This window comes from Ancylobacter sp. 3268 (genome assembly GCF_031456575.1).
GTDB lineage: Bacteria > Pseudomonadota > Alphaproteobacteria > Rhizobiales > Xanthobacteraceae > Ancylobacter.
In genome coordinates this window covers 258,660-269,591 of the sequence record NZ_JAVDUX010000001.1, presented here as the reverse complement: position 1 = coordinate 269,591, position 10,932 = coordinate 258,660, and the positions used below count along the sequence as shown (strand labels likewise).

General features: G+C 66.3%; 13 protein-coding genes. 6 read left to right on the top strand and 7 right to left on the bottom strand.

Annotated features, from left to right (window positions below):
- Positions 1–67: 67 nt before the first annotated feature.
- Entirely contained in the window at positions 68–439 is a 372-nt protein-coding gene (locus J2X65_RS01300; RefSeq protein WP_310196863.1) for a response regulator, read from the bottom strand.
- A 125-nt stretch (positions 440–564) separates the two neighbouring features.
- Here J2X65_RS01300 and J2X65_RS01295 point away from each other — a divergent pair, with 125 nt between their 5' ends.
- Both J2X65_RS01295 and J2X65_RS01290 read left to right on the top strand, forming a co-directional pair.
- Positions 565–864, top strand: a complete 300-nt coding sequence (locus J2X65_RS01295; RefSeq protein ID WP_310196861.1) for a DUF3572 domain-containing protein — start codon at positions 565–567, stop codon at positions 862–864.
- Between the two features lie 40 nt (positions 865–904).
- Entirely contained in the window at positions 905–2,242 is a 1,338-nt protein-coding gene (locus J2X65_RS01290; protein ID WP_310196858.1) for a DNA polymerase IV, read from the top strand.
- Here J2X65_RS01290 and J2X65_RS01285 read toward each other — a convergent pair.
- Positions 2,199–3,023, bottom strand: a complete 825-nt coding sequence (locus J2X65_RS01285) for a cell envelope integrity EipB family protein (protein WP_310196854.1) — start codon at positions 3,021–3,023, stop codon at positions 2,199–2,201. The two genes, J2X65_RS01290 and J2X65_RS01285, sit on opposite strands and share 44 nt — an antisense overlap.
- Before the next feature lie 144 nt (positions 3,024–3,167).
- Between J2X65_RS01285 and J2X65_RS01280 the strand changes: the two genes are divergently transcribed.
- The 4 genes from J2X65_RS01280 to J2X65_RS01265 all read left to right on the top strand — a co-directional run bounded on the left by J2X65_RS01280 (position 3,168) and on the right by J2X65_RS01265 (position 6,164).
- Positions 3,168–3,629, top strand: coding sequence for a RidA family protein (locus J2X65_RS01280; protein WP_310196851.1), 462 nt, complete (start codon positions 3,168–3,170; stop codon positions 3,627–3,629).
- 7 nt (positions 3,630–3,636) lie between these two features.
- Positions 3,637–4,398 (top strand): glycerophosphodiester phosphodiesterase family protein, encoded by a 762-nt coding sequence (locus tag J2X65_RS01275; protein WP_310196850.1) that lies wholly within the window; start codon positions 3,637–3,639, stop codon positions 4,396–4,398.
- Between the two features lie 84 nt (positions 4,399–4,482).
- Positions 4,483–5,694 carry a GNAT family N-acetyltransferase gene (locus J2X65_RS01270; protein ID WP_310196848.1) on the top strand — a complete coding sequence of 404 codons (1,212 nt, stop codon included), beginning with the start codon at positions 4,483–4,485 and terminating at the stop codon, positions 5,692–5,694.
- Between the two features lie 47 nt (positions 5,695–5,741).
- Complete coding sequence (locus J2X65_RS01265; protein WP_310196845.1) at positions 5,742–6,164, top strand: HIT family protein; 423 nt, start codon at positions 5,742–5,744, stop codon at positions 6,162–6,164.
- An 18-nt stretch (positions 6,165–6,182) separates the two neighbouring features.
- Here J2X65_RS01265 and J2X65_RS01260 read toward each other — a convergent pair whose 3' ends face one another.
- The 5 genes from J2X65_RS01260 to J2X65_RS01240 all read right to left on the bottom strand — a co-directional run bounded on the left by J2X65_RS01260 (position 6,183) and on the right by J2X65_RS01240 (position 10,911).
- On the bottom strand, positions 6,183–6,536 hold the full coding sequence (locus J2X65_RS01260) for an AzlD domain-containing protein (protein WP_310196843.1): 354 nt from the start codon (positions 6,534–6,536) through the stop codon (positions 6,183–6,185).
- Positions 6,533–7,279: an AzlC family ABC transporter permease gene (locus tag J2X65_RS01255; protein ID WP_310196840.1), complete on the bottom strand. Its 747-nt coding sequence runs from the start codon at positions 7,277–7,279 to the stop codon at positions 6,533–6,535. The genes J2X65_RS01260 and J2X65_RS01255 overlap by 4 nt, the downstream gene beginning before the upstream one ends.
- A gap of 169 nt (positions 7,280–7,448) precedes the next feature.
- Positions 7,449–9,896: an ATP-dependent Clp protease ATP-binding subunit ClpA gene (clpA, locus tag J2X65_RS01250; RefSeq protein ID WP_310196837.1), complete on the bottom strand. Its 2,448-nt coding sequence runs from the start codon at positions 9,894–9,896 to the stop codon at positions 7,449–7,451.
- Between the two features lie 31 nt (positions 9,897–9,927).
- Positions 9,928–10,260 carry an ATP-dependent Clp protease adapter ClpS gene (gene clpS, locus J2X65_RS01245; RefSeq protein WP_310196835.1) on the bottom strand — a complete coding sequence of 111 codons (333 nt, stop codon included), beginning with the start codon at positions 10,258–10,260 and terminating at the stop codon, positions 9,928–9,930.
- Positions 10,261–10,572: 312 nt separating this feature from the next.
- Positions 10,573–10,911, bottom strand: a complete 339-nt coding sequence (locus J2X65_RS01240) for a phasin family protein (RefSeq protein WP_213358529.1) — start codon at positions 10,909–10,911, stop codon at positions 10,573–10,575.
- Positions 10,912–10,932 lie beyond the last annotated feature (21 nt).

Below are 10,932 nucleotides of genomic sequence, written 5' to 3'. Positions count from 1 at the left end.
AATATTCCGAATTTATTTTGGCTTCGCGCCTATAATATCGGACAACGGCGCGAAAGCGGCCGGCCGATCAGTCCTGCGGCACGAAATGGCGGACCGTCTCGAGGAACTTCGCCACCGAGATCGGCTTGGAAAGATAGGCTTCGCAGCCGCCCTGCCGGATGCGCTCCTCGTCGCCCTTCATGGCGAAGGCGGTCACCGCCACCACCGGAATCGCCTTCAGCTCTGGATCCGCCTTCAGCCAGGCGGTGACCTGAAGTCCCGAAACCTCCGGCAGCTGGATATCCATCAGGATAAGGTCCGGCCGGTGCTGGCGGGCGAGCTCCATCGCCTCCACCCCGTGGCGGGTGGCAAGCGTTGCGTAGCCGTGCGCTTCCAGCAGATCGCGAAAGAGCTTCATGTTGAGCTCGTTGTCTTCCACGATCAAAACGGTCTTGGGCATGTGGCGCTCGATATGCGATTCTGGGCGGGTGCGACGGCGCTCGAGCGAGTTGTCGAGAAGCTCCTGGCCGAAAACAAGCTTTCAGCCAGCCTCAACCTAGCCTGCCATTCCTTACGGAACCACAAATGCGAAGCCTCAAATCCAAGCCACTCTCCACGCGACAGGCCGCACGCGAAGTCGCCATCGGCGTCCTCGGCTTCATGGCCGGAGACCCGGAGCGAATCGGCGCGTTCCTCGCCGAAAGCGGCCTCTCGCCCGCCGATCTGCGCGGCGTGGCCGGCTCGCCCGCCTTTCATGTGGCGCTGCTCGATCACCTGATCAACCGGCAGGATCTGCTCATCGACTATGCCACCCAGGCAAAGATCGATCCCGGCCACGTGGTGGCGGCGCGCGACATCCTGGCTCATGCCGGCAGCGAAGACTGACGCGGAGGACCGACGCCGCGAATCGGAAGGGTTGAGGACCATGGCTGCCTTCTGCCGCGATTGCCTGACCGATGCGCGCCCCGGCGGGCTCGCGGGGTTGCGCTGCGGCCATTGCGGCAGCCCGCGTGTCGTCCGCCATGCTGAGCTCGACCTGCTCACCATCGGCCATATCGATTGCGACGCCTTCTACGCGGCGGTCGAGAAGCGGGACAATCCAGGCCTGCGCGACGTGCCGGTGATCATCGGCGGCGGCAAGCGCGGCGTGGTCTCAACCGCCTGTTATCTGGCGCGGGTGCAGGGCGTGCGCTCGGCCATGCCGATGTTCAAGGCGCTGGCCCTGTGCCCCGAGGCGGTGGTGGTGAAGCCGAACATGGCGAAATATGTGGCGGTGGGCCGCGAGGTGCGCGAGCGCATGCGCGCCCTCACCCCGCTAGTCGAACCGCTGTCGATCGACGAGGCCTTCCTCGACCTGTCCGGCACCGAGCGCCTGCATGGCGAGAGCCCGGCACGCAGCCTCGCCCGGCTGGCGCGCGATGTCGAGGCGGAGATCGGCATCAGCCTCTCCATCGGCCTCGCGTCGAACAAGTTTCTCGCCAAGATCGCATCCGAACTCGACAAGCCACGCGGCTTCGCGGTGATCGGCAGGGAGGAAGCGGCAGGCTTTCTCGCCCCGCGGCCGGTGGGGACGATCTGGGGCGTCGGCAAGGTAACGCAGGAGCGCCTCGCCAGGGAGGGCTTCCGCACCATTGCCGATCTGCAAGCGGCCGGCGAAACCTCGCTGGCCCGCCGCTTCGGCAATGAGGGGCTGCGCCTCGCCCGGCTCGCCTTCGGCCGCGACGACCGCAAGGTCAATCCGGAACGAGAGACCAAGAGCGTCTCCACCGAGACCACCTTCGACACCGACATTTCCGATTTCCGCGAGCTGGAACAGGCGCTCTACGCCCTGTGCCGCAAGCTGTCGGACCGGCTGAAGGCGGGCGGCCATGCCGGCCGCACCATCACGCTGAAGCTGAAGACCGCCGATTTCCGGCTCGTCACCCGCGCCCGCTCGCTGGACAACCCGACCCGCCTCGCCAACCGGCTGTTCGATCACGGCCGCGATCTGTTGCGCCACGAGACGGATGGGCGGCGCTTTCGGCTGATCGGCATCGGCGTCTCCGATCTCGCCGATCCCGCGACCGCCGATCCCGACGACCTGATCGACACGACGGGCACCAAGGCCGCCCATGCCGAGATCGCCGCCGACCGGCTGCGCCAGCGATTCGGACGCGGCATCATCGAGCGCGGCATCCTCATCGATGCCGGCCGACCGGACCGGCGCGAGGAAAAGGCCGCTACTTCGAGCAGCTCTCCTGCGGCAACGCCTCATAGGAAGTGAGCGTGCCGCGCAGGGCGAAGTCGCCATAATCCAGCTTCAGCGCCCGGCTGACGCCATTGTCGTAGAGGTCGAAGCTGATGGTGTAATCCGGCGCCTGCTCCGCCGAACCGCGCTCGTAATAGCTGATTACCACCGGGTAGCGCTCGCGCCCGGCGAGGACGCCGTCGCTGGCCGTCTTCTCCAGCCCGGCGCCGCCGGTGACAGCGCGGCCGATGACCGACAGCGTGTCGTAGATCTTCCGGGCGTCGGGCGACCCGTCATAAACCGGCGCCTCCAGCACCGCGTCTCCCTGCTCGGCAGCGGCGAGCACGCGGATCATGTGCTGGGTCGGCAGCAGCACGCCCTTGGCGAGTTCGATGGTGGACGCCTCCGGCTTGGTGGCTTTCACGATCAGCCGGCCATCCTTGCGCTCGGCGACACCGTCCGCCTCCTCCGGGCGATCGTCGTTCACCGTGTTCTCCACCCGGAAGCGATAGGAGTTGCCCTCGCCGTCCTCCCAGGTGGCCGTGGTGATGGCGCTGCTCAGTCGGCCGCCCTCGGTTTCCAGGCTGGTGCTCTGGCGCAGCTGCACCGAATAGCCGTCGCAGGCATTGCCGCGTAGCTCGTAGACGATCGTTCCCTCGGCGGCGTTGACGTTCTTCGCCGGCTTGGCGGCGTCGAGCGACAATTCGTAGGTCGCACGGTGCGGCTCCAGCCGGATCGTCGCCGAGGCCGGCAGGACGAGAGCCAGGAAAGACACTCCGGTGAATGCGCAGATCCTGAGAGTGGCAGGCACAGTCATCAGCTCCAGCTCCTTCCGGAAGGGCGCGGCTTGCGCGCGTCGGATCGATAGGCCAAACATCGCTACCCCAACGAAGGCGACAAGATGGGCAAAATTTTGAGTGCCCGCCGCGTCGTCCCGCATGCGTCGCCAATGGAGACACAGATGTCCGGCACCGTCGAATCCAAGCTCGCTTCCCTCGGTATCTCGGTGCCGGCCGCCACCGCGCCCGTCGCCAATTATGTACCGACGGTCATCAGCGGCAACCAGCTTTGGATTTCCGGCCAGGTTGCCCTCGCCGATGGCAAGCCGATCACCGGCAAGCTCGGTGTCGATGCCGATGTCGAAGCCGGCAAGGCGGCGGCGCGCCAGTGCGCGATCAATATCATCGCCCAGATCAAGGCGGCGCTCGGCGATCTCGACCGGGTGAAGCGGGTGGTGAAGCTGAACGCCTTCGTGAATTCGGCGCCGGACTTCGTCGATCAGCCCAAGGTGGTGAACGGCGCCTCGGATCTATTCGTCGAGGTGTTCGGCGATGCCGGCCGGCATGCGCGCTCGGCGGTGGGGGTGGCGGCGCTGCCGATGGGTGTCGCCGTGGAAATCGATGCGGTGATCGAATTCGCCTGATCGCCCCATGAAAGCCCCTGCTTGGCTGACCGCGCGTCCCATCGCTCACCGCGCCCTGCACGATGCGGCGCGCGGCATCATCGAGAACACGCCCTCGGCGGTCGATGCCGCGCTGGCGCGCGGCTATGCCATCGAGGTCGACATCCAGCTTTCCGCCGATGGCGAGGCGATGGTGTTCCATGACGACGATCTCGATCGGCTGACGGAGGCGACCGGGCCGAGCGAGGCACTCACCCTGCAGGAGCTCAAGGGCGTCGTCATGCGCGGCACCGCCGATCGCATCATGACGCTCGCCGAGCTTCTGGAGCGTGTCGGCAGCCGCGTGCCGCTGGTGATCGAGCTCAAGAGCCGCTACGACGGCAACACGGCGGTCGCCATCCGCGCCGTGGAGGTGCTGGCCGCCTATGCCGGCCCGATAGCGCTCATGTCGTTCGATCCCGATCTGGTGGCAGCGGTGCGGACGCTCGCTCCCACCATTCCGCGCGGCTTCACCATGGAACGCCTCTACGACGATCCGGAATGGGACATGCTCAGCCCGGCGACCCGCTTCGCCTGGGGCAATCTACTGCATTTCCCGCGCATGCAGCCGGACTTCCTCGCCCATTATGTGAAGGACCTGCCCTCGCCGGCGGTGTCGCTGGCCCGGCGCGCCACCGGACTGGCGGTGCTGAGCTGGACCGTGCGCACGCCGGAAGACCGGGCGATCGCGGCACGGCACGCCGACCAGATCATCTTCGAGGGCTTCCTGCCCGATATCGAATCGGCGTGAGGGCTCTTTAAGGACGCCGGGCGAAGGCGCACATTGTGCGATGCGGCGCCTCCGCCGCACCCTGCCCGAGGTTCCGCGACGCTCATGAGTTCCGACACCATCCGCCTGCGCGTCGAGAGCGACATATCCGCCCTCACCGCCGCACAGTGGAACGCCTGCGCCAACCCTGCCGATGCGCTGGATAGGGATCCTGATCTTAAAGATGAGAAATCTCCCTATAACCCGTTCGTTTCATACGAATTTCTATCGGCATTGGAAGAATCGGGCTCCGTCGGCGCCCGCACCGGCTGGCACCCGCAGCATCTGGTTCTGGAGGGCGAAGGCGGCCAGCCGCTGGCCCTCTGTCCGGCCTATCTGAAGACGCATTCGCAGGGCGAATACGTCTTCGACCATGGCTGGGCCGACGCTTATGAGCGCGCCGGCGGCCAGTACTATCCGAAACTCCAGGTCAGCGTGCCCTTCACCCCGGCGACCGGCCCGCGGCTGCTGGTGCGCCCCGGCGCCCATGCCGCCGCCGCAAAGCGGGCGTTGGCGCAGGGCCTCGCCACGCTGTGCGACATGCGTCGCGCCTCCTCGGTGCACGCGACCTTCCTCACCGAAACCGATGCGGCGGTCTTCGATTCCGAGGGCTGGCTGCCGCGCATCGACCAGCAATTCCACTGGACCAATCGCGGCTATGGCAGCTTCGACGATTTCCTCGGCGAGCTGGCCTCCCGCAAGCGCAAGGCGATCCGCCGCGAGCGCCGCGACGCACTGGCGGACGGCATCGACATCAAGTGGCTCACCGGCCGGGAGATTACCGAGGCGGATTGGGACGCGTTCTTCGCCTTTTACATGGAGACCGGCTCGCGCAAATGGGGCCGGCCCTATCTCAACCGCCGCTTCTATTCGCTGATCGGCGAGCGCATGGCCGACCGCATCCTGCTGGTCATGGCACGGCGTGGCGGCCGCTCGATCGCCGGTGCGATCAACTTCATCGGTTCGGACACGCTCTATGGCCGGCACTGGGGCTGCATCGAGGAGCACCCCTTCCTGCATTTCGAGGTCTGCTACCATCAGGCCATCGATTTCGCCATCGCCCGCGGCCTCTCCACCGTCGAGGCGGGCGCGCAGGGCGAACATAAGCTGGCGCGCGGCTACCTGCCGGTGACCACCCGCTCGGCGCATTTCATTGCCGATCCCGGCTTCCGCGAGGCGGTTGCCGCCTATCTGGCGCGCGAGCGCAGCTATTCGCAGGAAGCGCAGGCGGAACTCGCGGCACAGGCGCCGTTTCGTCGGGATCACGACGAGCCTTGACCCGCGCCCTCCGGCTTGCCATCCAATCCGGGCATAGGGAGGGTGAGATGGCCTACGATCCGAACAACATCTTCGCGAAGATTCTGCGCGGCGAGATCCCGTCGCACCGGGTTTATGAAGACGACAAGGTGCTCGCCTTCCTCGACATCATGCCGCGTGCGGCCGGCCATACCCTGGTGATTCCCAAGGCGCCGGCCCGCAATCTCCTGGATGTCGAGGCCGACGACCTCGCCGCGGTGATGGCCGCCGCCCAGCGCATTGCCCGGGCCCAGCTCGGTGTCTTCGAGGCCGAAGGCATCACCTTGACCCAGCACAATGAGCACGCCGGCGGGCAGGAAGTGTTCCACCTGCATGTTCATGTGATTCCGCGTCGGCTCGGCGTCGAGCTTCGGCCGCCGCTGTCCTACAAGGAAGCGCCCGAAATTCTCGCCGAACAGGCCGCCAGGCTGAAGGCGGCGCTGCAGGGCTGAGCCGTGCTCGCCTCGGCGTCAGTTGACGACGCCGAGCCACCAGGCACCGGCGATCAGCACCGCTTCGGCGGTCAGCACGCCGGCGAGCACCGAGCGCCGCACCAGCAGGAAGCCGGCGACGCCGGCGCCCACCGCACCTGCGCGCAGCAGGAACGGCAACGCCACCAGCGCGCCGCTCGGGATGAGCAGGAGACGGGCGACGACGGCGGCGAGCAGCGCGGTCGCCACCGCGCGCACCCATTGCATCCAGGCGCTGTTCTCGTCGAGCCCGCGCCCCAGCAACACGCCGAGCACCCGCCATATCTCGTTCGGCAGAAAGCCGATGACGATCACCACGAGAATTGCGGTCATTTCATTGGAGAACGGCGTCATGCCCGGTCGGCCTTCCAGATCCGGGCGATGAAGAATGCCAGCGTGCCGCCGCCGACCCCGCTCCAGAACAGGTCGAGGCCGCCCGGCGTGTTGGCGACCAGCGGCGACAGCGCCGCGCCGAACCCGATGGCGAGCCAGTCCACCCGCTCGCGGGCGTTGCGCACCAAGAGGATGGTGAAGGAGATCGGGGTGAGCAGCAGCAGGGCGACGGCCAGCGGCCCCGGCAGCAAGCTGGTGAGATAGAAGCCGGCGCCGGTGGCGATCATGCTGGCGGCGGTCAGCCCGGCGCCGAGGCCGATGGCATAGGAGGGCCGTCCCTCCTGCCTCACCTTGGGCAGCAGCCGGAAGCCCTCCACCCACATCGTGACGGCGACGAAATGCGCCGCGATCAGTTCCAGCCACAAGCTCGGGCGCCTGCCGCGCATGAGTGGCATCAGCGCCACCACCATCGGCATCAACCGCACGCCGGAGAGGCACACGGCGATCGCTATCGCCGGCAGCGCCGCGCCCGAGGCGATGCCGCCGACGAGGATCACCTGAGCCGGCAGCGCCCAGATCAGCAGCGTCGACAGCAATCCGGCGCCGATCGGGAAACCGACGTCATGCAGCAGGCCGCCGAAGCCGACAAAGGTGGCCATCAGCACGACGCCGGGCACCGAGAAGGCCCCCGCGACACCTCGCAGGAAGTAACCGGCACGAAAGGCGGGGCCGGCCTCGGCGGCGGCTGGATCGGATGGCTGCATCGGCGCGCTCATGTCGGCCGTTGATTGACCGGTGCGGCGTCACGGTCAAGCTCGACCTTTGGAAGATTTGCCGCGATGCGGCGAAGCCGGCTCCCGGGCCGCGGCGGCGGCAAAAGAAAACCCTCCCGCCGGGCATCCGGCGGGAGGGCTGTGATCGCGACGGGAAGGCTCAGGCCTTGACCAGCGGCACCTTGGGCACGCGCGAGCCGCCGGAAGAACGGCCGCGGTTGCCACCTTCACCCGGTCCGGCCTTCTTGGCCTTGGGAGCGGCGGGCTTGCGGCGCGGGACCCGCTTGGCCTTGGGCGGCTCGATCTTCTCCGGCTTCGGCGTGACCGGGCCTTCCGGGAACTCGAAGCCGAGCGTGCTGTCGCCGGCCTCGTCCGTGGCGACGATGACCCGGACATGGCCGCCATTCTTCAGTTTGCCGAACAGCACCTCGTCAGCCAGCGGCTTCTTGATGTGCTCCTGGATCACCCGGCCCATCGGGCGGGCGCCCATCTGCTGGTCATAGCCGCGCTCCACCAGCCACGCCGTCGCGTCGTCCGACAGCTCGATGGTGACGTTGCGGTCGGCGAGCTGCGCCTCCAGCTGCAGCACGAACTTCTCCACCACCAGGCCGATGACGTCGCTGGTGAGGTGGGCGAAGCCGATGATGGCGTCGAGCCGGTTGCGGAATTCCGGCGCGAACAGCCGGTTGATCGCCTCGACGTCGTCGCCTTCCCGCTTGGAGCGGGTGAAGCCGAAGGCCGACTTCGACAGATCGGCAGCGCCCGCATTGGTCGTCATGATCAATATGACGTTGCGGAAGCTCACCTGCTTGCCGTTATGGTCGGTCAGCTGGCCATGGTCCATCACCTGCAGCAGGATGTTGAACAGGTCGGGATGCGCCTTCTCGATCTCGTCGAGCAGCAGCACGCAATGCGGGTGCTGGTCGACGCCATCGGTGAGCAACCCACCCTGGTCGAAGCCGACATAGCCGGGAGGCGCGCCGATCAGCCGCGAGACGGTATGACGCTCCATATATTCCGACATGTCGAAGCGCAGCAGTTCGACGCCGAGCGAGGAGGCGAGCTGCTTGGCTACTTCGGTCTTGCCGACGCCGGTCGGGCCGGAGAACAGGTAGGAGCCGATCGGCTTCTCCGGTTCGCGCAGGCCGGCACGGGCCAGCTTGATCGCCGAGGACAGCGCTTCGATGGCCTTGTCCTGGCCGTAGACGACCCGCTTGAGCGTCGTCTCCAGCGTGGCGAGCACCTCGGCATCGTCCTTGGAGACCGTCTTGGGCGGGATGCGGGCGATGGTGGCGACGGTCGCCTCGATCTCCTTCACGCCGATGGTCTTCTTGCGCTTGGCCTCCGGCACCAGCATCTGCGCGGCGCCCGACTCGTCGATGATGTCGATCGCCTTGTCCGGCAGCTTGCGGTCGTGGATGTAGCGGGCGGAGAGCTCCACCGCCGCCTTGATGGCGTCGTTGGTGTAGCGCAGCCGGTGATAGTCCTCGAAATAGGGCTTGAGGCCCTTGAGGATCTCGATGGCGTCCGGAACGGTCGGCTCGGCGACGTCGATCTTCTGGAAGCGACGCACCAGGGCACGGTCCTTCTCGAAGTATTGGCGGTACTCCTTATAGGTGGTCGAGCCGATACAGCGCAGCGAGCCGGAGGCCAGTGCCGGCTTGAGCAGGTTCGAGGCGTCCATGGCGCCGCCCGACGTCGCCCCGGCACCGATCACGGTGTGGATCTCGTCGATGAACATGATGGCGTTCGGATAGGCCTCGATCTCCTTGACGACCTGCTTGAGGCGCTCCTCGAAATCACCGCGATAGCGGGTGCCGGCGAGCAGCGAGCCCATGTCGAGCGAGAAGACGGTGGCGGTGGCCAGTACCTCGGGCACATCGCCGTCGACGATGCGACGGGCCAGCCCCTCGGCGATGGCGGTCTTGCCAACGCCGGGGTCACCAACGAAAAGCGGGTTGTTCTTGGACCGGCGGCAGAGCACCTGGATGGTCCGCTGAATCTCGCTGTCGCGGCCGATCAGCGGGTCGATCTTGCCGTCGCGTGCCTTCTTGTTGAGGTTCACGCAGTAGGCGTCGAGCGCATCGGCCTTCTTCTTGGTCTCGTCCCCGGTCTTCGTCTCGGTCTCCTCTTCGGCACCGCGCACCGGCCGGCTCTCCGACATGCCCGCGCGCTTGGCGATGCCGTGGCTGATGTAGTTCACCGCGTCGTAGCGGGTCATGTCCTGCTCTTGCAGGAAATAGGCCGCATGGCTCTCGCGCTCGGCGAACACCGCGACGAGAACGTTGGCGCCGGTCACTTCCTCGCGCCCGGACGACTGCACATGGATCACCGCGCGCTGGATCACGCGCTGGAAGCCGGCCGTCGGCTTGGAATCCTCGCCGCCGTCCTGCACGAGGTTGTCGAGCTCGGTATCGATATACTCGACAAGGTTGCGGCGAAGCTTTTCAAGATCGACGTTACAGGCCCGCATCACCGCCGCGGCGTCCTGGTCGTCCACGAGGGACAGCAGCAGGTGCTCGAGGGTCGCGTACTCGTGGTGACGTTCGTTGGCGAGCGCCAGGGCTCGGTGAAGCGATTGCTCGAGGCTGCGGGAGAAGGTCGGCATGGGTACCTCTTCGTTTAGCCGCTGCAGAGCGTCACTTCTTCTCCATGACGCACTGCAAAGGATGCTGGTGCTTTCGTGCGAAGTCCATCACCTGCGTGACCTTTGTTTCGGCCACCTCATAGGTGAAGACGCCGCACTCCCCCACGCCGTGCTGATGCACATGCAGCATGACGTGAGTGGCCTCCTCCCGGTTCTTGTTGAAGAACTGCTCCAGCACGTGAACGACGAACTCCATTGGCGTGTAGTCGTCGTTGAGGAGCAGTACCCGATACAGACTCGGCCGCTTCACCTGCGGCTTGGTGCGGGTGATCACCGCTGTCCCGGGCATGCCATCGCCGCGGCGGCGACGCTCGTCGTCGCCCATCCTGGTATCGACAGTTCGGGAAGGCGTGGTCACTGACATGAAAGGCTCACCTCGCTCGGCTAAGCTGGCCGGGCTGCACGATATAATAGGTACGCCCGGCTCACTCTGCCAGAGTAGCGAGAGCGTGCGCCGGTCGCAATGAGTTGACCGGCCCACGGCACCGCCCGGCACCGTGCAAAGCGGGAAAATCCGAAAAAGCGAAGACGCTGAAACAAAAAGGCCCGGCTTTCACCGGGCCTTTCGGGCGCATGAGACAAATCTACGCGGCACACCCAGCGGCGGGCCGAACCAGCGACGATTACCGGCCAGGGCTCACTTGCCGATCGGCAGCTTGCCGAGAATGCCTTCGTAGGGCTTGTAGGACTCCTTGGCGAGATCGGCATAGAGCTCGCCGATCTTGGTCGCCTGGGCGACGAAGCTCTCATAGGAGTTCTTGAAATAGTCGGACTGGATCTCGACGGCCTTGTCGAGGGTCTTGGCGCCGAACAGCTTCTCGGCCGCGGCGGTGCCTTCCTCGAAGGACTTCTTGGAGTAGTCGGCCACTTCGACGGCGATGGCCTGCACGCCCTTCGACACGGTGCCGAAGCTCTTCATGGCCAGGTCGAGATTGTCTTTGCCCAGCTTCTGAATCTCGTCGATGTTCTGGATCATCGGGTCGCTCCTCACTTTTCT